This is a genomic window from Pantoea sp. 1B4, assembly GCF_016925765.1.
Taxonomy (GTDB): Bacteria; Pseudomonadota; Gammaproteobacteria; order Enterobacterales; family Enterobacteriaceae; genus Pantoea; species Pantoea agglomerans.
This window is the reverse complement of record NZ_JAEUWZ010000001.1, coordinates 2,428,906-2,452,296: the sequence shown is the minus strand read 5'-3', so window position 1 is coordinate 2,452,296 and position 23,391 is coordinate 2,428,906. Positions and strand designations below refer to the sequence as shown.

At 57.1% G+C, this 23,391-nt stretch carries 15 protein-coding genes and 3 pseudogenes; 13 read left to right on the top strand and 5 right to left on the bottom strand.

The annotated features are described in order from the left end of the window. Window positions 1-16: 16 nt before the first annotated feature. From phnD to phnE (JNO11_RS11980), 3 genes are all read left to right on the top strand, one after another. Window positions 17-943, top strand: a complete 927-nt coding sequence (gene phnD / locus JNO11_RS11990; protein ID WP_010247773.1) for a phosphonate ABC transporter substrate-binding protein — start codon at window positions 17-19, stop codon at window positions 941-943. Between the two features lie 93 nt (window positions 944-1,036). Continuing rightward, window positions 1,037-1,897 (top strand): phosphonate ABC transporter, permease protein PhnE, encoded by an 861-nt coding sequence (gene phnE / locus JNO11_RS11985; protein WP_010670882.1) that lies wholly within the window; start codon window positions 1,037-1,039, stop codon window positions 1,895-1,897. Further along, window positions 1,894-2,778 (top strand): phosphonate ABC transporter, permease protein PhnE, encoded by an 885-nt coding sequence (gene phnE / locus JNO11_RS11980; RefSeq protein ID WP_010247767.1) that lies wholly within the window; start codon window positions 1,894-1,896, stop codon window positions 2,776-2,778. The genes phnE (JNO11_RS11985) and phnE (JNO11_RS11980) overlap by 4 nt, the downstream gene beginning before the upstream one ends. On the opposite strand, the gene JNO11_RS11975 is transcribed toward phnE (JNO11_RS11980), so the two are convergent. After that, window positions 2,732-5,347: an ATP-binding protein gene (locus tag JNO11_RS11975; RefSeq protein WP_325177333.1), complete on the bottom strand. Its 2,616-nt coding sequence runs from the start codon at window positions 5,345-5,347 to the stop codon at window positions 2,732-2,734. The two genes, phnE (JNO11_RS11980) and JNO11_RS11975, sit on opposite strands and share 47 nt — an antisense overlap. 147 nt (window positions 5,348-5,494) lie before the next feature. On the opposite strand from JNO11_RS11975, the gene JNO11_RS11970 reads away from it, so the two are divergent. The 4 genes from JNO11_RS11970 to JNO11_RS11955 all read left to right on the top strand — a co-directional run bounded on the left by JNO11_RS11970 (window position 5,495) and on the right by JNO11_RS11955 (window position 9,973). Further along, a complete protein-coding gene (locus tag JNO11_RS11970; protein ID WP_099257521.1) occupies window positions 5,495-7,009 on the top strand; it encodes a sugar ABC transporter ATP-binding protein in 1,515 nt (504 codons plus the stop codon). Between the two features lie 10 nt (window positions 7,010-7,019). Beyond that, window positions 7,020-8,000, top strand: coding sequence for a ribose ABC transporter permease (locus JNO11_RS11965; protein ID WP_010670880.1), 981 nt, complete (start codon window positions 7,020-7,022; stop codon window positions 7,998-8,000). 90 nt (window positions 8,001-8,090) lie between these two features. Beyond that, window positions 8,091-9,029, top strand: coding sequence for an ABC transporter substrate-binding protein (locus tag JNO11_RS11960; protein WP_325177332.1), 939 nt, complete (start codon window positions 8,091-8,093; stop codon window positions 9,027-9,029). A gap of 245 nt (window positions 9,030-9,274) precedes the next feature. Continuing rightward, window positions 9,275-9,973, top strand: coding sequence for a D-lyxose/D-mannose family sugar isomerase (locus tag JNO11_RS11955; protein WP_325177331.1), 699 nt, complete (start codon window positions 9,275-9,277; stop codon window positions 9,971-9,973). Here JNO11_RS11955 and JNO11_RS11950 read toward each other — a convergent pair. Further along, a pseudogene (locus JNO11_RS11950) lies at window positions 9,974-10,718 on the bottom strand (response regulator transcription factor). A gap of 422 nt (window positions 10,719-11,140) precedes the next feature. On the opposite strand from JNO11_RS11950, the gene JNO11_RS11945 reads away from it, so the two are divergent. Then, window positions 11,141-12,439, top strand: a complete 1,299-nt coding sequence (locus JNO11_RS11945) for an NCS2 family permease (protein WP_212685931.1) — start codon at window positions 11,141-11,143, stop codon at window positions 12,437-12,439. A gap of 1,576 nt (window positions 12,440-14,015) precedes the next feature. On the opposite strand, the gene JNO11_RS11940 is transcribed toward JNO11_RS11945, so the two are convergent. Beyond that, window positions 14,016-14,396, bottom strand: a complete 381-nt coding sequence (locus JNO11_RS11940; protein WP_325177330.1) for a hypothetical protein — start codon at window positions 14,394-14,396, stop codon at window positions 14,016-14,018. A gap of 101 nt (window positions 14,397-14,497) precedes the next feature. Then, window positions 14,498-14,734, bottom strand: a complete 237-nt coding sequence (locus JNO11_RS11935) for a hypothetical protein (RefSeq protein WP_325177329.1) — start codon at window positions 14,732-14,734, stop codon at window positions 14,498-14,500. A gap of 294 nt (window positions 14,735-15,028) precedes the next feature. Between JNO11_RS11935 and JNO11_RS11930 the strand changes: the two genes are divergently transcribed. Together JNO11_RS11930 and JNO11_RS11925 are read left to right on the top strand one after the other, a co-directional pair. After that, window positions 15,029-15,322 (top strand): hypothetical protein, encoded by a 294-nt coding sequence (locus JNO11_RS11930; RefSeq protein ID WP_325177328.1) that lies wholly within the window; start codon window positions 15,029-15,031, stop codon window positions 15,320-15,322. A gap of 1,203 nt (window positions 15,323-16,525) precedes the next feature. Next, window positions 16,526-18,072: pseudogene (locus JNO11_RS11925) on the top strand (methyl-accepting chemotaxis protein). A gap of 104 nt (window positions 18,073-18,176) precedes the next feature. Here JNO11_RS11925 and JNO11_RS11920 read toward each other — a convergent pair. Next, window positions 18,177-19,631: an AMP nucleosidase gene (locus JNO11_RS11920; RefSeq protein ID WP_031591057.1), complete on the bottom strand. Its 1,455-nt coding sequence runs from the start codon at window positions 19,629-19,631 to the stop codon at window positions 18,177-18,179. A 465-nt stretch (window positions 19,632-20,096) separates the two neighbouring features. Between JNO11_RS11920 and JNO11_RS11915 the strand changes: the two genes are divergently transcribed. The 3 genes and pseudogenes from JNO11_RS11915 to JNO11_RS11900 all read left to right on the top strand — a co-directional run bounded on the left by JNO11_RS11915 (window position 20,097) and on the right by JNO11_RS11900 (window position 23,119). Continuing rightward, entirely contained in the window at window positions 20,097-21,506 is a 1,410-nt protein-coding gene (locus JNO11_RS11915) for an EmmdR/YeeO family multidrug/toxin efflux MATE transporter (RefSeq protein WP_022625464.1), read from the top strand. Between the two features lie 196 nt (window positions 21,507-21,702). Then, window positions 21,703-22,816 (top strand): annotated as a pseudogene (locus tag JNO11_RS11905) (beta-propeller fold lactonase family protein). Window positions 22,817-22,963: 147 nt separating this feature from the next. Further along, a complete protein-coding gene (locus JNO11_RS11900) occupies window positions 22,964-23,119 on the top strand; it encodes a hypothetical protein (RefSeq protein ID WP_010670871.1) in 156 nt (51 codons plus the stop codon). The last annotated feature ends 272 nt before the right edge of the window (window positions 23,120-23,391 follow it).

The following is a 23,391-nucleotide window of genomic DNA, read 5'->3' as shown; positions in this document are numbered from 1 at the left end:
AAGAGAACAACCCCGAATGAAACTGACTTCTTTAGCACTCCTGACCAGTGTAATGGCGTTTGGTGTCAGCGCAGCGGATGCGCCGAAACAGCTTAATCTGGGGATTCTGGGCGGTCAGAACGCCACCCAGCAGATTGGCGATAATCAGTGTGTGAAGACCTTCTTTGATAAAGAGCTGGGTGTGGATACCCAGATGCGCAACGCCTCCGACTACTCTGGCGTGATTCAGGGTCTGCTGGGTGGCAAGATCGATATGGTGCTGAGCATGTCGCCAGCCTCGTTTGCGTCGGTCTACATTCAGGACCCGAAAGCGGTGGATGTGGTTGGCATTGTGGTGGATGACAAAGATCAGTCACGCGGCTACCACTCGGTGGTGATCGTCAAAGCGGACAGCCCCTACAAAAAGCTGGAAGACCTGAAAGGGAAATCTTTCGGTATGGCCGATCCCGACTCGACGTCCGGCTTCCTGATGCCGAACCAGGCGTTTAAGAAGATGTTCGGCGGCTCAGTGGATGACAAATATAACAACACCTTCTCCAGCGTGACCTTCTCCGGCGGCCATGAGCAGGACATTCTGGGCGTGCTGAACAACCAGTTTGATGGCGCTGTGACCTGGACCTCACTGGTCGGTGACTACAACAGCGGCTATACCTCTGGCGCGTTTGGCCGTCTGATCCGCATGGACCATCCTGATCTGATGAAGCAGATCCGCATTATCTGGCAGTCACCGCTGATCCCCAACGGTCCGGTGCTGGTCAGCAACAAGCTGCCCGCTGACTTTAAAGCGAAAGTGGTGTCGGCGATTAAAAAGCTGGATAAGGAAGATCACGCCTGCTTCGTGAAAGCGGTGGGCGGCGAGCAGCACATCGGTCAGGCGACGGTTGCCGATTATCAGAACATCATCGATATGAAGCGCGACCTGATGAAAGGCAGCCGCGGCTAAATCCAGCTACTTCTTATCTTCTCCGCTCAGGCGGGGAAAGCGGGACGCAGCAAACTCGCCTGCGTCCCGCTGCTTTAGCGCCGGAGATCCCCTTTGACCGAATTCGAACACTACTATCAACGCATCCGTCGTCAGCAGAAACGAGACACGCTGCTCTGGTCACTGCTGCTGGTGGCACTCTACCTGGCGGCGGGCAGGGTGGCAGAATTTAATCTGCTCACCGTCTGGCAGTCGCTGCCGCACTTCTTTGACTACCTGCACGAAATCCTGCCGGTGCTGCATCTGCCGCTGCTGTTTGCAGACGGCAAGACCGAAGGCTCGCTGGCTTACTGGGGCTACCGTCTGCCGATCCAGCTGCCGCTGATCTGGGAAACACTACAACTGGCGCTGGCTTCGACGCTGGTGGCGGTGGCACTGGCCGCGGTGCTGGCCTTTTTCGCCGCCGACAACACTCAGACGCCGGTCAGCGTGCGGATGACGATTCGCGCCTTTGTCGCCTTCCTGCGCACCATGCCAGAGCTGGCGTGGGCGGTGATGTTTGTGATGGCCTTTGGCATCGGGGCGATCCCCGGTTTTCTGGCGCTGGCGCTGCACACCGTGGGCAGCCTGACCAAGCTGTTTTACGAGGCGATTGAGTCGGCGTCGGATAAGCCGGTGCGCGGCCTGGCGGCCTGCGGAGCCAGCAAGCTGCAGCGGATGCGTTTCGCCTTCTGGCCACAGGTCAAGCCGGTCTTTCTCTCCTATAGCTTTATGCGGCTGGAGATTAACTTCCGCTCCTCAACCATCCTTGGGCTGGTCGGGGCGGGCGGCATCGGCCAGGAGCTGATGACCAACATCAAACTGGACCGCTACGATCAGGTCAGTATTACTCTGCTGCTGATCCTGATTGTGGTGTCGCTGCTGGATACGCTCTCCGGCCAGCTTCGTCGCCGTGTGACAGGAGACAGGACATGATAAGCACCGTTCCCGATATCGCGCTAATGAAGCAGCAGCATCGTGAACTCTTCGCCGCACAGCCGCGCTATCTGCGTCGCCTGGCGCTGATGACACTGGCGGTGCTGCTCTATTACCTCTTTTTCTTTTCGGTGTTTGGTCTGGAGTGGTCGCGTTTGCTGATGGGCTGTCAGCAGCTGGGGCGCTATTTCCTGCGGATGTTTGTCTGGCACGACTTCCTGAACTGGCCGTTTGGCTACTATCTGTCGCAGGTCGGTATCACCTTAGGGATTGTCTTTGCCGGTACGCTGACTGCCTCGCTGCTGGCGCTGCCGCTGTCGTTTCTGGCGGCGCGCAACGTGATGCACAGCCGAACCGCGAAACCGCTGGCGTTTCTGATGCGCCGTCTGTTTGACGTGTTGCGCGGCATCGACATGGCGATCTGGGGGCTGATCTTCGTCCGGGCGGTCGGCATGGGGCCGCTGGCCGGGGTGCTGGCAATTATCCTGCAGGATGTCGGTCTGCTCGGCAAACTCTACGCCGAAGGGCACGAAGCGGTGGAGCGTTCACCGGGTCGCGGACTGGGCGCCGTCGGCGCCAACAGCCTGCAGAAACACCGCTTCGGCATCTTCACCCAGTCATTCCCGCAGTTTCTGGCGCTGAGCCTTTACCAGATAGAGTCCAATACCCGCTCAGCGGCGGTGCTGGGCTTTGTCGGCGCCGGGGGCGTCGGTCTGGTTTACGCTGAGAATATGCGCCTCTGGAACTGGGATGTGGTGATGTTCCTTACGCTGATTCTGGTGGTGGTAGTGATGGTGATGGATGTGATCTCCAGCCGCCTGCGCAAGCGCTACATCAGTGGGAAGCCGGTGCCGTTGTGGCAGCCTGCTGCGCGCGATTAAGCCTTTTGCTGCGCTGCCAGGCGCGCTGTAACGCCTGCACCAGCTGTGCCTGCTGCCAGGGCTTCGCCAGCCGTTCGCACAGCGGCAGCGTCACCGGCTGGTGGCGCAGGTCCTGACCGCTGATGAGCAGCGTCGCCAGCTGCGGCCAGTTCTGCTGCGCCTCGCGGATCACCTCCGCACCGTTAATCTCGCCGGGCAGCATCAGGTCGCTGATCAGCAGGTCGATATCAGGTGTCTGGCGCAGCAGCGCCAGCGCCTCTTCACCGTCACCACACTCCAGCGTCAGATAGCCCAGCTGATGCAGATGCTCACAGAGCGTCTGGCGCACCGCCGGTTCATCATCCAGCACCAGCACCAGCCGGTTACTGGCCGCCGCAATGTCCGTCTCAATGTGCACAGGCGATGGCGGGGTGATCACTGCCGCGACGGCAGCTTCCGGCGCGCGTGGCAACAGCAGCCGCACCGTTGTGCCCTGGCCTGGCGCGGTTTCCAGTTCGATCTGGCCGCCTGACTGCCGTACAAAACCATAAACCATCGACAGGCCCAGCCCGCTGCCGCTGCCGGTAGCCTTGGTAGTGAAAAAAGGCTCAAACACCTGCTCACGAACCCCGGCCGACATGCCGCAGCCGTGGTCTATCACCTCGATTGTGACCCTGTCACGCTTTTCATCGCCCTCCAGACGGCGCTGATTCCAGATGCGCAGCCGGATTTCACCGCTTTGCTGATGCATCGCATCGCGGGCATTCACCACCAGATTCATCAGCGCATTTTCCAGCTGGCTGGCATCAATCCAGGCGGGCCAGCCGGGACGCTGCGCATCAATAATCAGCTGCTGACCGGGCAGCAGCGAGTGCAGCAGCAGCCCCTGCAGGTTATCCACCAGCGTCACCACCGACACCGCACGGGGATAGAGTGCCTGCTTGCGTGAGAACGCCAGCAGCCGCTGGGTCAGCTGGGCAGCGCGATCGGCCGCCTGCCGCGCCCGCTCAATCCGGCTGGCCAGCGGGCCGGGCGTCAGCTGGCCTTCGGTCAGCGCCAGACTGCCGATAATCACCGCCAGCAGATTATTGAAGTCGTGCGCCAGTCCGCCGGTCAGCTGGCCGACCGCCTTCATCTTCTGGCTATGCTGCAGCGCCTCCTCCAGCGTTTTACGCGAGGTCCGGTCCAGCACGGTATTGACCATGCCGCGCCGCGGAATCGGGCTGAAGCGCAGCTCCAGCGTACGACCATCGGCCAGCCGGATCTCCTGCGGTTCACCGGGATCGTGCAGATCCACCGCCAGCGGCGCCAGCAGTTGCTGCCAGAGAACGCCGCGATGCAGCTCATGCGGTGCGATGCCGAGCAGCTCCGCATACTGGGCATTCCACACCACCAGCTGACCGTTGTTATCAAACAGCGCAAAGCCGTCCCGCATCGCCAGAAAGGTGGACTCCAGCTGATTACTCTTCTCTTTCAGCAGCCGTGAGGTGTGAGCCAGCGAGGCGGTGTTACGGGCAAAGACGTTAAACGCCCGCGCCAGCTCGCCCAGCTCGTCGCGGCGTTGCAGCCCTGGCACGCTGACGTTCTGCTCGCCCTGCGCCAGCCGCGTCATGGCTCCGGCAATCGCCGTCAGGCTCGACCCGAGATTGCGATAGATGTAGATACCGGCATAGCCGGTGATTGCCAGCGCCAGCAGCGCAAACAGCGCGATAAAGCCGATGATGGAATCCAGCTCACGGTGGGTCGCCAGGGTGCGCGCCTCACTCTGTAACGCCACCTGCTGCACCGAGGCGCTGATATCTTCATTCAGCATCGCCACCAGCGCTTTAATCCGGTAGGTGGCATAGGCGATCGCCAGGTCGCTCTGCTCCAGCGCCTCTGCCAGCGGCAGCAGGCGCTGCTGGGTAGCCAGCAGTCGCTGCACGTTTTCGCCGGTCACGCCCGTCAGCGGCACGTTGCGCCACTGCGCCATCACCTGCTGGAGCTGTTCGATGACGGCGATGGGCGAGGGTGTGCGGATCGCGATGGTGATCAGCCGTTCGGTTTGCTCCCGCAGCGCGGCATCCGGTAGCGTCCGCTGTTCCCGCTGTACCAGCTGGTCGATATGGCTGAGCAGAATCTGTGTCTGCCACAGGTCGCTCAGCATGTTGTTGCGCTGCAGATGACGCTGGTGACCGGTCAGCAGCAGGCTGTTAATCGTCTGTTCCAGCATCAGGCTGCGGGCGCGGATCCGGGCGATGCGCTCCGGCTGACGTGCCGCCAGCGGCGCACTGGCCAGCAGGCTCAGCGACTGCTGCAACGCCTGCTGATTCTGCTGCAGCCGCTGTGATTCGCTCTGGTACTCCAGCGCGCCCACCACCTGTGACAGCCGCACTGCCGCTGTCGCCACGTTGGCGGTATCCCGCGCCAGCGCCAGGCTGCCGTTCATGTCGGCCAGGGTCTGCGCCTGTGCCTGCTCCTGAATCGCCCCGGCATGACGAAAGCCGAAGATCGCCACCACGCTGACCATCAGCGTGACCGACACCACCAGCAGATTGAACAGCAACAGGCGTCCACGTGCCCCGGCCTGCCACGGATAAGTGCGCTGCATCCCACGACCTCTTATTCACTGCAACGATGGGCCGAGTATAGGAGCGTGCAGGCAGGCGTTTATGACAAATATGAATGGGCGCTGACATTTTCCGTTTATCTGGCGTTGCTTTACTGACGGCTATCCACAGTCCGCAGGAGCGAGGCGATGACAGCCACACCGATACTGGAAATGCGGGGAATTACCCGGCGCTTCGGCAGCTTTTATGCCCTGAAGGGCGTCGATCTCACGGTTTATCCCGGTGAGGTCCACGCGCTGATGGGGGAGAACGGCGCGGGTAAAAGCACACTGATGAAGATTCTGGCCGGTGCCTATACCGCCAGCAGCGGGGAAATTTTAATTGAAGGCAAGCCCTGGGCGCTGAAAGGGCCGAAAGAGGCACTGGCCGCCGGGATCACCCTGATTTATCAGGAGATCAACCTGGCACCTAACCTGACGGTGGCGGAGAACATTTTTCTCGGCAGCGAAATCGCGCCCGGCGGGCTGGTCAGGCGGCGGCAGATGGCCGAAGAGGCGCAGCGGGTCATTGACCGGCTCGGCGCGCAGTTCAGCGCCTGGGATCTGGTCAGCCGTCTGAGCATCGCCGAGCAGCAGCAGGTGGAGATCGCCCGCGCGCTGCAGCGCAACAGCCGCATTCTGGTGATGGATGAGCCGACCGCCGCGCTCTCCAACCGCGAAACCGAACAGCTGTTCGCCCTGATCAAACGGCTGCGCAGCGAAGGCATGGCGATCATCTATATCAGCCACCGCATGGCGGAGGTGTATGAGCTGTCCGACCGCGTCAGCGTGCTGCGCGACGGGGAGTATGTGGGCAGCCTGACCCGTGACCAGCTTAACGCCAGCGAACTGGTGCGGATGATGGTCGGACGGCCGCTCAGCGACCTGTTTAACAAAGACCGTACTATCCCACTGGGCGACATCCGGCTGGCGGTCAATCACCTTACCGACGGCGGCAAAGTGCATCCCAGCAGTCTTGAAGTGCGGGCCGGAGAGATTGTCGGCCTGGCCGGGCTGGTGGGCGCAGGCCGCAGCGAACTGGCACAGCTGATTTTTGGCGTGCACAAGCCGAAAGAGGGCGAGATCTGGATCGATGGCGAGAAGGTCACCATCCATTCACCGCGCGATGCGATTGCACGCGGCATCGGTTTTCTCACCGAAAACCGCAAAGAGCAGGGATTGTTTCTGGAGATGGCGGCGCAGGAGAACATCGTGATGGCGACGCTGGAACGTGACGCCAGTTACGGGATGCTGAACAGACGCAAAGGGCAGACCATCGCCAATGAGGCGATTGCTTCACTCAATATTCGCGTTCCTCACGCTCAGGTCCGGGCGGGCGGTCTGTCGGGCGGTAACCAGCAGAAGCTGCTGATTTCACGCTGGGTGGCGATTGGTCCGCGCATTCTGATCCTCGATGAGCCGACGCGCGGCGTCGATGTCGGGGCGAAAAGTGAGATCTACCGGATGATGCAGGAGATGGCGCGGCAGGGTGTGGCGATTCTGATGATCTCCAGCGAACTGCCGGAAGTGGTCGGGATGAGCGACCGCGTTTACGTGATGCACGAAGGCACCATCGTCGGTGAGCTGGAGGGCAGCCACATCAGTCAGGAAAATATTATGACGCTGGCAACCGGTGCGCACAGCGCGTCAGCAGGCGAAATCTAAGGAGACCACCATGACACAACTGGCCCGCACCAAAGCACCGACGCTGAAACGCGCCCTGATGGGCGATCTGCTGCAAACGGTGGGTATCCTGCCGATTCTGATCCTGATCGTGGCGGTATTTGGTTTCGTCACGCCGAACTTCTTCACCGAAGCAAACCTGCTCAATATCACCCGTCAGGCGTCGATTAATATCGTGCTGGCGGCGGGCATGACCTTTGTGATCCTCACCGGCGGCATCGACCTGTCGGTGGGGTCAATGCTGGGGACCACCGCGGTGGTGGCGCTGGTAGCGTCGCTGGATCCGATGCTGGCTTCCATGACCATTCCGATGGCGCTGGGCGCAGGCCTGGTGATGGGGCTGTTCAACGGCATCCTGGTCGCCTGGGCCGGGTTGCCGCCCTTTATCGTCACGCTTGGCACCTACACCGCGCTGCGCGGAGCCGCTTACCTGCTGGCGGATGGCACCACGGTAATCAACTCCGATATTAACTTTGAGTGGATCGGCAACGGCTATCTCGGGCCGGTGCCGTGGCTGATTGTGATTGCCTTTGCGGTGATCGCCATCTGCTGGTTCATCCTGCGCCGCACCACGCTGGGCGTACATATCTACGCGGTCGGCGGCAATATCCAGGCGGCGCGTCTCACCGGTATCAAGGTCGGAATGGTGCTGCTGTTTGTCTACGGCATGAGCGGCCTGCTGTCGGGGCTGGGCGGTCTGATGAGTGCCTCGCGGCTTTACAGCGCCAACGGCAACCTCGGGGTTGGCTATGAGCTGGATGCGATTGCGGCGGTGATCCTCGGCGGCACCAGCTTTGTCGGCGGCATCGGCACCATCACCGGCACCCTGATTGGTGCACTGATTATCGCCACGCTGAATAACGGCATGACGCTGATGGGGGTCTCCTACTTCTGGCAGCTGGTGATCAAGGGCGCGGTCATCATCATCGCGGTCCTGATCGACAAATACCGTACCCGTCATCATGTGAGTTGAGTCTTATAAGGGCGGATGTGCCATTTCACCTCCGCCACCTAAAAAACGCCATTAAGTGGTTGGCACCTTGAAAACAGCAGGAGAAGGTCTATGCGTTTTAATCCGATTGTAACCGGGCTGCTGGCGGCGACGCTGTTCAGTACCGGCCTGGCTCAGGCAAAAGAACTCAAATCTATCGGCGTAACGGTCGGCGATCTGGCAAACCCCTTCTTCGTGCAGATCACCAAAGGCGCTGAGATGAAGGCGCGTCAGCTGGCGGGCGATAAAGTGAATGTGACGCTGGTCTCCAGCGGTTACGATCTCGGTCAGCAGGTGGGCCAGATTGATAACTTTATTGCGGCCAAAGTCGACATGATTATTCTCAACGCCGCCGACTCTAAAGGGATCGCCCCGGCGGTGAAGCGGGCGCGTGATGCCGGTATCGTCGTGGTGGCGGTCGACGTGGCGGCCGATGGCGCGAATGCGACCATCACCTCCGATAACACCGAGGCGGGCGCGATGGCCTGTAAATATATTTCTGACCGCCTGAAGAACAAAGGCAACGTGGTGATCATCAACGGACCACCGGTCTCTGCGGTGCAGAACCGCGTTGAAGGCTGTATGACCGAACTGAAAACCCATCCGGACATCAAGCTGCTCTCATACAACCAGAACGCCAAAGGCAGTCGTGAAGGCGGACTGGAAGTCATGACCGGTCTGCTCTCTGCTAATCCAAAGATTGATGCGGTGTTTGCCATCAATGACCCGACAGCGATTGGCGCAGACTTAGCGGCGAAACAGGCGCAGCGCAATGAGTTCTTTATCGTTGGCGTCGATGGCTCGCCGGACGGTGAAGAGGCGCTGAAGCGCAAGAATTCACTGTTCGTCGCGACGCCTGCGCAGGACCCGCAGGTCATGGCCGCCAAAGCGGTCGAGATTGGTTATGACATCCTGCAGGGCAAACCGGCACCCGATAAGCCGGTACTGATCCCGGTGAAACTGATCGATCGTAATAATATCGGCAGCTACCAGGGCTGGACGGTGAAATAAGCTTTAGTGCGGCACCCGCTTCAGACTTCTGACAGACTTAAATCAGGGTGAATCTGGCAGCAACGAATAACCTTATCGCGCAGGGAACCCGGTCAGAGGAGGAAAGCGTCCCGCGCCAGGGACGGCGCGGGCCGAGCGGCCAGGGATTGGCCTTAGCGACTTTCCGATCTGACCGGGCTCTCTGCGCAGGCTCGCTCTTACAGCTAACCCGGGCCAGACTTTGTCAGTACCCTCAGGAGGCCACCATGCAACGTTCAGAGGTTAATTATTACCTGCAACATACGCGCGAGTTTTTCCGACAGCAGGATGTGCATCTGCCGCCGTGGGCCGATTTCGATGTGAGCCAGTGGCGGGCTCAGGATCGTGATGTGGCGCAGGAGATTCTGGCGTTGCGGCTGGGCTGGGATCTCACCAGTTTTGGCGCGGCTGATTTTCTGCAGACCGGGCTGACACTGTTTACCCTGCGCAACGGTTCACCAGGCGGGCAGCCGTGGCATAAACCCTACGCCGAGAAAATAATGCATGTGCGGGAAGGGCAGCAGACGCCGATGCACTACCATCCGCGCAAGATGGAAGACATCATTAATCGCGGCGGCGGGAATCTGATTGTCGAACTGCATAACCGCGAAGGTGACGGGCTGGCTGATTCTCTGGTGGCGGTGTCGCTGGATGGCCTGCGCCAGACCCATGCCGCCGGTTCACAGCTCCGGCTCTCACCGGGTGAAAGCGTGACGCTGGAGGCGGGCATCTGGCACAGTTTCTGGGGGGAAAGTGGCTTCGGCGACGTGCTGGTGGGCGAGGTGTCGATGCCCAACGATGATGAAAACGACAATGTGTTTCTGACGCCGCTGGCTCGTTTCAACCCACTGGAGGAAGATGAAGCGCCGCGCTGGCTGCTGTGCAACGATTACGCGCACTGGCTATCCTGCGCGCGGCAGGCGTAATCAGGCAATCTGACTGGCACGCGTTGTTGAATCGGGTTTCACCACATCGGCCGAAAAGACATAACCCAGTCCGCGAATGGTGCGGATCAGGTTGGGCTGGTGCGGATTGATTTCGATTTTACGGCGCAACCGCATGATCAGCACGTCGATGGTGCGATCAAACACGTCGAGACTTTCGCTATGGGTCAGCTCCAGCAACTGATCGCGGGTCAGCACTTTTCGGGCGTGGCGAACCAGCGCGCGTAACAGGCTATATTCCCCCCTGGGTCAGCGGCACCAGCTCGCGCTGCGGATTAAACAGCTGGCAGCGGCCATCATCCAGTTGCCAGCCGCCAAAACGCCAGCCCTCCTGTTCAGGGTCGGCCTGGGCAATGCGTCCGCTGCGACGCAGGGCCGCCCGGGTTCTCGCTACTACCACGCGTGGATTAAAGGGTTTGGCGATGTAATCATCTGCGCCCATCTCAAGGCCCACCACCATCTCCGCTTCAGAACCCATACCGGTCAGCATAATCACCAGCACTTCGGGTCGCTGACGCTGAAGCTGCTGCAACACCAGTAGCCCGTTGGTATCGGGCAGCATCATATCCAGCATCACCAGCGAGATTTCCGGGTGTTCGCTGAGCATCGATAGCGCCTCGCGTCCCTGATGACAGCGGTAGACCGTTAACAGATGTTCACTTAACGCATCCTGCAAGACGTCGCAGACTGCAGGATCATCATCCACCACCAAAATTGCTGGCTTCATTGCGCGGCCTCAGTGTTACTAAAGAGTTAATTCAGGAGTCTACACAGGCCAGAAAAGCTTGCTGAGGCAGCGTGCTGAAACGTGACCAGCTTCGCCTGTGAGAGTGCGGAAGCGTGCGCTGGCGCAGAGTTTTTCGGGGTTGCCTGTTTGCCGCAGGAAAACGATTGCGCGGCATCGGTGCATTGCACCATAATCGCGCCTCGTTTTGGTTCGGAATTCTCTTAGGCGTACCCGGCTCTGCCAGGTAATCGATTGCGTCGGTAGCTGGCATGGCAATTGCTTTGGGCAGTGGGTAAGTCAGGGATTTCAGGCGATTCTGGCACGCAAGTATGCAGCGTCCGGCATCAGTGTCCCGGAAACAGAATAATCAGCATGCAAACCCCTTTGGCAAGTGAGACTGATGTCTCCTGTATCGAGAGATGATGATGTTAGAAAAACTATTCAAACTCAAAGCGCATAACACGACGGTTCGTACTGAGATTATCGCCGGGATCACCACCTTCCTGGCGATGGCTTATATTCTGTTTGTGAACCCAAGCATTCTGGGCGCGACCGGCATGGACAAGGGCGCGGTATTTGTTGCCACCTGTCTGGCGGCGGCGATTGGCTGCGTGCTGATGGGGCTGATCGCCAACTATCCGATTGCGCTGGCTCCGGGTATGGGACTGAACGCCTTCTTCACCTACACCGTTGTGCTGCACATGGGCTACACGTGGCAGATTGCGCTGGGTGCGGTGTTTCTCTCGGCGGTGATTTTCTTCGCGATGTCGCTATTTAAGATTCGTGAATGGATTATTGCCAGTATTCCGCTGCCGCTGCGCGCCGGGATTGGTGCCGGTATCGGGCTTTTTCTGGCGCTGATTGCGCTGGAAGGGGCGGGTATCGTGGTCGATAACCCGGCGACGCTGGTGGGCATTGGCGACCTGACTAAACCGGGTCCGCTGCTGGCGATGCTTGGCTTTGTGGTTATCGTGGTACTGGAAGCGCGTCGGGTGACGGGCGCAGTGCTGATCGGTATTCTGCTGGTGACCTTTATCTCCATGGGCATTGGTCTGTCGCCCTTTGCCGGGGTCTTCTCTGCACCGCCGTCGATTGCACCGACCTTTATGCAGCTGGATATTGCCGGCGCGTTTAACGTCGGCCTGATCAGCGTGATTTTTGCCTTCCTGTTTGTTGATGTGTTTGATAACACGGGCACGCTGCTGGGTGTGACCAAACGCGCCGGTCTGGCGGATGAGCAGGGTAACGTGCCGAAGATGGGCCGTGCGCTGATTGCCGACAGTGCGGCTGCGCTGTTTGGTTCGCTGCTCGGCACCTCGACCACTACCAGTTATGTGGAATCGGCGGCAGGCGTGAGTGCCGGTGGCCGTACCGGCCTGACCGCGATTGTGGTCGCCGTGCTGTTCCTGCTGGCCCTGTTTTTCTCGCCGCTGGCCTCCAGTGTTCCGGTTTATGCCACCGCGCCTGCGTTGCTGTTTGTAGCGGTGCTGATGGCATCGGGTCTGGCAGAGATTGACTGGAAAGATATCACCACCGCCGCGCCAGTCACCGTCACCGCGCTGACCATGCCGCTGACCTATTCGATCGCTAACGGTATCGCGTTTGGTTTTATTACCTGGACGCTGGTGAAGCTGCTGAGCGGACGCGCGAAAGAGGTGAATGCGGCGCTGGTGATCCTGTCGATTCTGTTTGTGATTAAGCTGGGATGGTTGAGTGCTTAGTTGTTGCCTGGCGGCAGGGAAGGTCGCTTAGCAGCGGGCGGATTTCGCTGTGCAGCGGGCTGGCTATGAGCAGGTTACGCCTGCCCAGGCGATGGGGCGTTTTAGATCACTTAGCCGCGCGTTAGCACTGAGCGGGTTTCGCCCGCCAGTCGTTCGGGAGTTTCAGGTTGCCCGTGCAGGCGGACGCGTTAAGGGGCGTACGCCCGCCCCTTAACAATCCCGGCGTCCGGCTGCCTGCGCGCCCCGCTACGCGGGGTGCCTTCGTCACGCCCTGCGGCCGACGGACCGTCCGGACTCGCCATCCCTGGCTCGTGCCGTCCTTTCGCCGACGTCCTGTCGGCTCATCCTGGCCTCCGGTTGTTCCTCAGCGCTCCGGACGCCTCTGGCAAACCCCTGCCGGTGGGTTTGTTACCCGGATGGGCGGGGCTCAAGTTACTGAAAGCGGGGAAAGATTCATAAGGTTTCGCTTTGTAGCAGGCTGACACTGAGCGGGTTTCGCCTGCCAGGCGATGGAACGTTTTAGATCACTTAGCCGCGCGTAAGCACTGAGCGGGTTTCGCCCGCCAGGCGTTCGGGAGTTTCAGGTTGCCCGTGCAGGCGGACGCGTTAAGGGGCGTACGCCCGCCCCTTAACAATCCCGGCGTCCGGCTGCCTGCGCGCCCCGCTACGCGGGGTGCCTTCGTCACGCCCTGCGGCCGACGGACCGTCCGGACTCGCCATCCCTGGCTCGTGCCGTCCTTTCGCCGACGTCCTGTCGGCTCATCCTGGCCTCCGGTTGTTCCTCAGCGCTGCGGACGCCTCTGGGAAACCCCTGCCGGTGGGTTTGTCACCCGGACTGACTGGGCTCAGGCCGCTGAAAGCGGGGAAAGATTCATAAGGTTTCGCTTTTAGCAGGCTGACACTGAGCGGATTTCGCCCGCCAGGCGAGGAGAGTTTCAGGTCATTTAGCCGCGCGTTAGCACTGAGCGGGTTTCGCCCGCCAGACGTATGGGAGTTTCAGATCACTTAGCCGCGCGTTAACACTGAGCGGGTTTCGTCGGCCAGGCTATGGGGCAGGCGGTGTCTGATACACTGCGAAACATTGCAATAGAGCGAATATGGCGGAGCTGTTGTTATTCGCGGCTGTTCTCGTTTGTGCGGTTAAATTATAAAAGCATTTCACTTGTGGCGTTTGTTGTTACTCGTTACTCCATTTCAGCGGTGTATTTAATTCCATTATTTCTCACATCATGGCTATCAAAAATCCGGGGCTCCACTGTACGCCAACTCCAGGTTGCATTTCCCTGATGGTAAAAAAAGAGGAGTTTCACACATACTCAGCGTTGACAGGATCTCTGAGCGTTTTAGTTAATTCAGGTAAGCTGATTTTAATGTTGAGCTGACGGAGCTAACGGAAAGTTTTCTTACGCTGAATCAGAGTTATTAAAATGCCTGTTTTAGCTGTGAATTAACCCGTGATAATTGCTGTTCTGGCCTGTTTTATAAGCCTGCTGCCAGGAGAGAAGAGATATTAAGGCGTGGTTGAATTTAGTCGCCGCCATCTCCTCCGTCACCACCGTTACCTCCCGCACCGCCGTCACCTCCCGTGCTGCCACCATTCCCTCCGTTCCCCCCCTGCGCCACCAGCACTACCATTGCTGCCATCCCCTCCATTTCCACCGTTTCCGCCATCTCCCCCCCATACTGCCGCTTCCTCCATTCCCGCCATTGCCTCCGGCCTGGCCATTCTGTCCAGCACCTCCGTTCCCTCCATTTCCACCGCTTCCTCCCAGGCCGCCATTTCCGCCATCACCGCCATTGGCTCCGGCACCACCGTTTCCTCCTGGCCCTCCATTTCCGCCGATACCTCCGTTTCCCCCTCGTCCTCCATTTTCACCCGGACCGCCATTGGCCCCGGCACCGCCGTTCTGACCCGGTCCGCCATCAGAACCTCCAGCGGCATCAATGAGAATGACATTATGGTGTGAACTCAACATATCCGTTTTGTACTCAGCATGCGCATACGGAATGATGATTAGCGAAGCTAACAAAGGGATTGTTTTCATTTGAAAATCCTTTTCAGAAAACTTTCTCCACCGGTCCCTCCGTTACCACCCGCACCGCCTGCACCGCCCGCGCCGCCCGCACCACCCGCACCACCCGCACCACCCGCACCGCCTGCGCCACCCGCACTGCCTGCGCCACCCGCACCGCCTGCACCACCTGCGCCGCCCGCACCGCTTTTACTTGATGTATCGGGATTATCGGCACTCCCACTATTGCCACTATTGCCGCCATTGCCGCCATTGCCGCCATTACCTCCTTTTCCTCCGTTAGTACCTTCTCCCGGAACGCCTCCTTTGCCTCCCGCGCCTCCGTTTTCACCATTGCCTTGTTGTCCGTCTTTACCTGCTGAGGGCTGGAGGGAGGTATTTGAAGATGAAGTATTCATGTCGCTGGCAGTCTGAGCCAGGGAGTAAAACGGACATGCCACTGTCAGTACGGTGGCTAAAAATAATGGGTAACTTCTGGTAAGTTTCATGTGCTGTTCCTGTGCTAACAGTGATAATGCTCCTGCTATAACGGTTACAAACAGGAGCTTTTTAGTTAATGGACGCCAGACTATCAGTCTCCGCCGCCATCACCGCCGCCATCACCACCACCATCACCTCCTCCATTACCACCGCCGTTGCCTGCATCATTTCCGTTACCGTCACCACTCCCGTTAGCATTCCCGGTGCCGTTATTACTGTTATTACCCTGATCAGAACCGTTGCCGTTTTTACTGCCGTTATCATTATTGGAATTATTACCATTCTGGCTGGCGTTAGCGGCGCCATTACCATTACTTCCGCCAGCACCTCCGGCGCCTCCAACACCTCCGGCACCACCTTGCCCGCCTAACGCTCCTCCTGCACCCCCCCGCGCCACCTGCGCCGCCGGCACCTCCCGCACCTGTAAGAATGAAGGAAGACTTAGAGGTATTGACGTCAATGTTTGCTGCACTGATATCAAATTGCCTGGCCATACCCTGAGCGGAGTAGAATAAAACCATACTCGCTAACACAGTCATATTTTTAACTTTCACAATGAATCCTCTTTAAGTGAGTAATTAAATTTATTATCTGCGCTGCCAAAGGTATGTTAATTTTCCTCAAATAATTCTTGTCAGTCTTCCTACATTTTGGAGTTTCTTTATGCGTCCTTTATTTTATTTTATGTGAAAGGCGGGAATACATTGCCAGTATGTGGCACTAATTTTAAGAAATAGCTTCTACAGTCTGCTGTTATTTATATTGCACAGCAATTATGGAGTGACAAGCTCAATAATGATGTTTTTTGTTGCTGTGTATGTTTTTATATTTCGTCTGCAATATGCTTCAGTTATGTTACGGCTTTTAATTTCATCTGTTACTGCAGCTGATGCGCGAGTCAGGCAAATCTATTTCTCTCTGCGATTGCCCGGGCTATCCGTTCGTATCAAGGGCTGATGATGGAGAGTTTATTCGTGATGCATATCAGACCAGGGCTATCGTGCAGACGGGCACGCTCATCAACGCATTCAGCGCGTTTTCTGCCTGAAGGCTGGATTGCTACGGCCGGGCTGAAGCATCCTTATGCCGGTCTGTTCTGCCATATTCATCGAACTAATAAAGCATTCATATCCTGCGAAACGTCACAGAACCGGCCCGCGTTTAAAGTGATCTACAGAAGTTCCTGACGTTATTTATAATTATAATTTATGTATTCCTGATTTTTATTGCGGTATTTTTTGCATGCGAAAAGCATCCAGGTTGTAGCAGCCTTAAAAGCCGCGCCTGCAAGGGTTAAATGAAATTTTTATGACATGCAAACCAGTGTAGCGTAACGCAGTAATAAGTTAAGACAACGGTAAGCATAAGGGTTCTGATTGTTTATAACGCACAAAAAACGATTTCTGGTTGAACTGGAAATCATCGAAGCCTGACAAATTTATGAGTTTTTGTGATGCTTTGCAGCGGTGCCATTAATTCTGGTTAATATTATTTATGTGATAAATATTCATTGAAGTTAAAAAAAAGAGATGCCGATAGATCTATATCGCCGCCCCCCCTTCAAGGAATGTTAATGAAAATCTCTACGCGCCTCGGTTCCGGATTTGGCACGTTAATCATCTTTTTCTCCATATGTATCGTTGTCGCTATTCACTCTTTATATCAGGCTAAAAGCACGCTTGAGTCAGTTGTTCAGGGTGATATGAAAAAAAACAAAATTAATCAATGAACTTACCCTGGCGCAGCGCGATATGGCAATAACCGTCAGGAATTTATCACTCTTTTCAGATCAGGCTCTTATCCAGGAGCAGTCTGATCGTCTGGTTAAACTGAAGGCTAAATTTGCAGCCAGCAGGGATCAACTGAATACGATGATCAGCCAGTCTGGCGATACGGAAGAATATAAAGCCTTTGCGAAGATCAGTGACAGCGAGAAAAATGCTCTGGATGCCTTCAGTAACACCGTTCCGCTGGCACTGGCTAAAAACAGTGATATCACCGTTAAGTATCTGTTGGAAAAAGTCAGGCCCGCACAGGTTCCGCTGCTTGAAGGTCTTACCCTGATGAGTGAAATCCTGGCAAAGCAGTCGGATGACTCAGTTATTCAAAACGCGAAAAATACCGAAAGAGCCTACATCATCCTGGTGGCGCTTTTAGTTGCGGCTATTTTGTTCGGCACGGGCACCAGCATCTATCTTATTCGTAAACTCATGAGCGAGCTTTGGCGATGAACCGAGTACAGCGCGGAAACTTGCTAATGCGATCACTAATGGGGATCTGACCACACCGGTTAGCTTGAAGAAAAATGACACTCTCAGTCTCATGGCCTCTTTAAACAGCATGCAGGTTCGGTTACGGGATATCGTTTCAGAAATTAAATCAGGCTCTTCTTCAGTCGCCCTTTCTGCGAATGAGATTTCTGAAGGAAACAATGAGCTTGCATCCCGCACTGAACAGCAGGCCGCTGCCTTGCAGGAAACGGCTGCGAGTATGGAACAGCTCACCGCTACGGTACAAAATAACAGCAAAACTGCCAGGGACACAGCCAACTCAGCGAGAGATACCGCCTCGATTGCAAAACGAGGGGAAACGGACGTCAAACGAATGTCAGATACGATGAGTGATATTTCAAAAAGCGCGTCTAAAGTCAGAGATATCACCGCCGTCATCGAAAGCATCGCATTCCAGACTAATATTCTTGCCCTGAACGCAGCCGTTGAAGCGGCACGAGCGGGAGAGACGGGAAGGGGCTTCGCTGTCGTCGCGTCTGAAGTCAGAACGCTTGCACAACGTAGTGCGACTGCCGCAAAAGATATTAAAGCGTTAATAGAGCAGGCTGTCGGACAGGTTGAATGCGGCGTCACTGTTGCCAGTGATACGGGTTTGAGTATTCTCAAAGTCGTGCATTTAGTGGATGAACTGGCTGAATCCATGGATGCTATTGCGCTGTCGTCGGCTGAACAGATGCAGGGGATTTCTCAGGTGAGTATTGCAGTCAGCCAGATGGATGGGGTGACGCAAAATAACTCTGCTCTGGTAGAAGAATCATCAAGTGCTTCTCAGTCTCTCTCTGAGCAAGCGCAGTCTCTCAGGCTGATTGTAGAGACCTTTAAAGTATAAATTGTCCCGGCACTGACATGCGCGTTGGGTAAATTCCAAAGCAGGAGGCCGGTACTGCCTGTCAGCAGTACCGGCCTTATTCCTCGCATCAGGTGGTTAAACGCTTACCTGAAAGGCGGCTCATTAAAGGTACGCAACTTACGCGAATGCAGCTTATCGCCCTCGGCGCGCAGCAGCTCAACAGCGTGAATACCAATCTGCAGATGCTCCGAAATCGCCCCTTCATAGAAACGGTTCGCCTGACCGGGCAGCTTAATCTCACCGTGCAGCGGCTTGTCTGAAACGCACAGCAGCGTGCCATATGGCACCCGGAAACGATAACCCTGTGCGGCAATAGTGGCGCTTTCCATATCGACCGCCACCGCACGGCTCAGGTTAAAGCGCAGTGCCGAAGCGGAGTAGCGCAGTTCCCAGTTGCGGTCGTCCGTGGTCACCACGGTGCCGGTACGCAACCGCTGCTTCACCTCTTCGCCTGGCATGCCGCTCACTGATTTGGTGGCGTCATACAGCGCGCGCTGCACTTCGGCAATGCTGGGTACCGGGATATCAGGCGGCAGCACGCTGTCCAGCACGTGATCGTCGCGCAGATAGGCATGGGCCAGCACATAATCACCAATCCGCTGGCTCTCGCGCAGACCGCCACAGTGACCAATCATCAGCCACGCATGTGGACGCATCACCGCCAGATGATCGCAGATGGTTTTGGCATTCGACGGGCCAACACCAATATTAATCAGCGTAATACCGCGACGATTCGGCGAGGTGAGATGCCAGGCGGGCATCTGGTGCTTCTTCCACGCCAGATCCGAGAGCATCGACTCACTGTCAGCGGTGTCGGCGGTCAGCACCACATCGCCCGCGCAGGCCAGGCTGTCGTAAGGGGTACTGGGATCGCGCACCTGCTCGATCGCCCAGCGCACAAACTCATCAACATAACGGGTGTAGTTGGTGAACAGCACAAACGGCTGGAAGTGCTCTACGCTGGTGCCAGTGTAGTGGCGCAGGCGGGCCAGCGAGAAGTCGGTTCGCAGCGCGTCGAAGTGCGACAGAGGGGATTTTGCATCGGCGTGGAACAGGCCATCGGCGGTTTCATCGCCAATCTGCGACAGCTCGGTGGTCGGGAAGTGGCGCGCAATCCCGGCGCTCATGGTGCGATCCAGTGACAGGTCGGAACCGTCGATCACGTAAGGATAGGGGATCTCCTGGCTGGAGGGCCCCACGTCGATCTCCAGCTGATACTCCTTCTCCAGCATCTGAAGCTGTTCCGAAATATAGTGGCGCAGCAACGCCGGGCGGGTGATGGTGGTGCTGTAACTGCCGGTGTGGGTGAAACGTCCCCAGGCACGCGTGCGGTTCTGCTGCGGACCGTCGCCGCGCCAGGTGATGCGCAGCTCCGGGTAAACAAATAGTCCCTGCGCCCGTGCGGCGGCATCGGGCAGCGTGCCGTTTTCGGTAAAGGCTTTAATCGCCTCGCGCAGCGCATCGACGGCGCCATCGTACAGGCGTTCGAGTTCATCCAGCGCCTGCTGGCTGGTCAGGTTTTTCCGTAGTGTCGGCATGGTTTCTCCTTCCATTTTTTTCCGCAATTTGCCCCAAGCTTAGCGGGTTTGTTGCGGAGATTGGTGAAGAATCTGTGATCGCCGTTTTTTTGCGCCAGCGAAGCGCGAATTCTGAGCAGTGCTGTTTTAAATGAGGATTCGCTGCACTGAAATCCAGTAAGAAAATCTTTACGATCAGAAGGGGTGATCCGCCACTTTTAAATGCGTTACCGATGAGGAGAGGGCGGAAAAAGCGCCAGCAGCAAAGCATGGCCAACCGATCATAACGTCAGGGAAATAATCAGGTTTGCTACAGCGGGCGGGGCAGTGAGGCAGATTGTGCCGTGGCGGCATTAAAAAGTTTGTAACCATGATTAATTTGCACCGGAAAGACTTTGCATATTTCTCTGCCCACTATCATCATTAGAACTCCTGTCCAGTCTCTTCTGATTTGGTAATCCTTTGCAAAATCCCGGCGTAGCAGTGATGCAGGCGATCAAGCGCACGGCGTGGTACCCGAAACGCCGCTCGTATCGCACGCTCTACTGGCGTGAGATATCGCCATTAGCAGTGCCTATCTTTTTCGAGAACGCCTGTGTGCTATTGATGGGCGTACTGAGCACCTTCCTGGTCAGCTGGCTGGGTAAAGAGGCGATGGCGGGTGTGGGCCTGGCCGACAGCTTCAACATGGTGATCATCTCGTTCTTTGCTGCCATCGATCTCGGTACCACGGTGGTGGTGGCATTCAGCCTGGCAAAACGCAACGGCAAGCGCGCCCGTGCCGCCACGCGTCAGTCGCTGGCCATGATGACGATACTCGCCTTTGTGCTGGTCATCGCCATTGAGTTCTGGGGCCATCTGATCGTCGATGCGATTGCCGGTGCCGCCGATCCGAAAGTCAAAGCGCTGGCGCTGAGCTATCTGCAGACTTCCGCCTGGAGCTATCCGGCCGCCGCCATCACCCTGATTGGCAGCGGGGCGCTGCGCGGTGCAGGTAATACCAAAATTCCGATGCTGATTAACGGCGGCATGAACATCCTCAACATCATCATCAGTAGCGTGCTGATTTATGGCTGCTTCTCGTGGGACGGTTTAGGGTTTATCGGTGCCGGGCTCGGACTGACCATCACCCGCTATATCGGGGCGATCGCGGTGATTTACGTGCTGATGATCGGCTTTAACGCCTCACTGAAAATTACGCTGTCGAGCTATTTCCGGCGCTGGAACAGCAGCATTCTGATGGAAGTTTTAGGAATAGGCGTGCCTGCCAGTATCGAGTCGGTGCTGTTCAACGGCGGCAAACTGCTGACACAGGTGTTTGTTGCCGGAATGGGCACCAGCGAGATTGCCGGTAATTTTATCGCTTTTTCTATCGCCTCACTGATCAACCTGCCAGGCAATGCGCTGGGTTCGGCTTCAACGATTATCACCGGTACCCGTCTGGGCAGGAATCAGGTGTTTCAGGCGGAACGCCAGGTGCGGCACGTCTTCTGGCTGGCGACGGTCTGCCTGACCGTGATGGCCCTGCTGACGGTGCCGCTGGCCGGGTTGCTGGCACGGTTTTATACCAGCGACCCGGAAGTAATTAACGTGACGAAGCAGCTGATCTGGCTTAACGCGCTGTTTATGCCGTTATGGGCCGCTTCCTGGGTACTGCCTGCCGGTCTCAAGGGCGCACGCGATGCGCGTTACACCATGTATGTGTCGATGTTCAGCATGTGGGGCGCCCGCGTGGTGGTCGGCTACCTGCTCGGGATTGAACTGGGGATGGGCGTGACCGGCGTCTGGCTGGGGATGTTCCTCGACTGGACGGTGCGTGGCATCTTCTTCTGGTGGCGACTTAACAGCGGCAAGTGGCTCAACCGCTATCGAAAAATGATCGCGAAAACCGGTTAGCGCGTTGTTAACGCCTTTCACCCGCCGTGGGGAAAGGCGTCTTACCTCTTTCAGCACCATTAAAAATAACATCTCCGTCACATCTCCAGACTTTCGAACCGAATTTCAGACAGTTGCACAAAGCCAGCCTCCCCGGACAGGGTTAGCGTAATGCCTGCTGCGCACCGACGCAGACACTACTTATCAAGGTGACCCTATGATCCGTCTGAAAACGGCGCTGGCACTCCTGCCGCTGCTGTGTAGCGCCCCGTTATGGGCGACAACCTTTGTCTATGTCTCCAATGCTGAATCCGGCACCGTTTCCCGCTATCAGCTCAGCGAGGCGAATGGCAGCCTGCAATGGCGTGGCGATACGCCTGCCGGTAAAAAAGATTATGCCGCTGGCGGCCAGCCCGGATGGTAAACGGCTCTATGGTGCGCTGCGGAGTCCGCCTTATTCGATCATCAGCTGGCGCGTCTCGGGTTCGCACGGTGATTTGCAGAAACTGGCGGTGACGCCGGTTGCAGCCAGCTTTCCGTGGATCACCACCGACAAAAGTGGGCGCTATCTGCTGGCTGCCTCCTATGACAGCGATATCGTCACCAGCAACCGGATTGATGACAAAGGAGTTGTGACACCCCAGGTCACGGGCGAGGTGAAAACCGGGCCGCATGCCCACTCGGTGATTACCGACGTCAGCAATCATTCACTTTACGTTGGCAACCTTGGCGCGGATCGCGTACTGCAATATGCGTTTGCCGATAACGGCGCGATAACGCCGCTGGGAACCGGATTTGTTCAGGGTGAGAAGAACAGCGGCGCACGACATTCGGTGATTTCGCCCGACAATCGCTTCCTCTATAACCTCGCGGAGATGAGCGGCACTATTACGCAGTTCCGGCGCGCGGCGGATGGGTCGCTGACGGAGCTGAAAACCTGGCCGAATGCGGTGGCGAAGAAATATAACCTGCAGCATGGCGAGCAGCGCCCGGCGGGCTACAGCGATCCCACGCCGCGCATCTGGGCGGCAGACATTAAAATCACCCCGGACGGACAATTTATCTATGTCACCGAGCGCACCTCCAGTACCGTCAGCGGCTACCGGGTTGATAAACAGTCGGGTGAGTTAACACTTATCGGCAGCTGGCCGGTTGAAAAACAGCCGCGCAGTGTTGCGATTGATGTGCAGGGTAAATGGCTGATCGTCAGCGGGGAGAAGAGCGCGGTGATTGGCAGTTACGCTATCGATTACGCCAGCGGTGAACTCAAACGGGTTGCTGAAGCCCCGGCTGGTAAAGGCGCGAACTGGGTGACGCTGATAAGGCAGTAACCGTTTTGAGCAGCCGGTGTCTGGCACTGGCTAAACAGATGGGGGCTGCTTATGCCATTTCCGGCATAAGCAGCGCAGAAATTTTTGCTTCAGATTGGGCGTGTAAGCGGGTTAACTCAGAGCATCAACTGATGCGGAGAGCCTGAAATGAAACAGAAACTGATAGCCTGGTTTGAACAGCTGCTGAGCGGCCCTGTGGCGAGTGAACGTGTGCATGATATTAACGTGGAACTGCTGCTGCCGCTGAGCCAGCTGTATGGACTGGAATATTATCCGGCAGTGCATCGCTACCATGAAAAATAACGGTTGTTGTATGTTGTCTGGTTAAAGGCCCGCTACGTTGCGGGCCTTTTTTGCATCTGTAGTGCGCGAGTCATTTCAGCCAGCAGGCTTCACCACGAAAAACAGCAATATCATTATTTTTTATCCCACTTAATACCCCAGCGCCGTTATATGAATGAGTAATCCGGCACGGATCTATATTCATCAGTGCACGCCGTTACATCCATTCCCTTAACACTCGAAAATGACCTCCACACATAGAAAGTGGCTAAATCATTACAAATTTGGCTTAG

Bases quoted from the DNA above. Each gene is read 5' to 3' on its own strand.
- phnD (WP_010247773.1), top strand. From the start codon at position 17: ATGAAACTGACTTCTTTAGCACTCCTGACCAGTGTAATGGCGTTTGGT.
- phnE (WP_010247767.1), top strand. From the start codon at position 1,894: ATGATAAGCACCGTTCCCGATATCGCGCTAATGAAGCAGCAGCATCGT.
- JNO11_RS11975 (WP_325177333.1), bottom strand. From the start codon at position 5,347: ATGCAGCGCACTTATCCGTGGCAGGCCGGGGCACGTGGACGCCTGTTG.
- JNO11_RS11970 (WP_099257521.1), top strand. From the start codon at position 5,495: ATGACAGCCACACCGATACTGGAAATGCGGGGAATTACCCGGCGCTTC.
- JNO11_RS11965 (WP_010670880.1), top strand. From the start codon at position 7,020: ATGACACAACTGGCCCGCACCAAAGCACCGACGCTGAAACGCGCCCTG.
- JNO11_RS11960 (WP_325177332.1), top strand. From the start codon at position 8,091: ATGCGTTTTAATCCGATTGTAACCGGGCTGCTGGCGGCGACGCTGTTC.
- JNO11_RS11955 (WP_325177331.1), top strand. From the start codon at position 9,275: ATGCAACGTTCAGAGGTTAATTATTACCTGCAACATACGCGCGAGTTT.
- JNO11_RS11945 (WP_212685931.1), top strand. From the start codon at position 11,141: ATGATGTTAGAAAAACTATTCAAACTCAAAGCGCATAACACGACGGTT.
- JNO11_RS11940 (WP_325177330.1), bottom strand. From the start codon at position 14,396: ATGTCATTCTCATTGATGCCGCTGGAGGTTCTGATGGCGGACCGGGTC.
- JNO11_RS11935 (WP_325177329.1), bottom strand. From the start codon at position 14,734: ATGGCGGCAATGGCGGCAATGGCGGCAATAGTGGCAATAGTGGGAGTG.
- JNO11_RS11930 (WP_325177328.1), top strand. From the start codon at position 15,029: ATGGACGCCAGACTATCAGTCTCCGCCGCCATCACCGCCGCCATCACC.
- JNO11_RS11920 (WP_031591057.1), bottom strand. From the start codon at position 19,631: ATGCCGACACTACGGAAAAACCTGACCAGCCAGCAGGCGCTGGATGAA.
- JNO11_RS11915 (WP_022625464.1), top strand. From the start codon at position 20,097: ATGCAGGCGATCAAGCGCACGGCGTGGTACCCGAAACGCCGCTCGTAT.
- JNO11_RS11900 (WP_010670871.1), top strand. From the start codon at position 22,964: ATGAAACAGAAACTGATAGCCTGGTTTGAACAGCTGCTGAGCGGCCCT.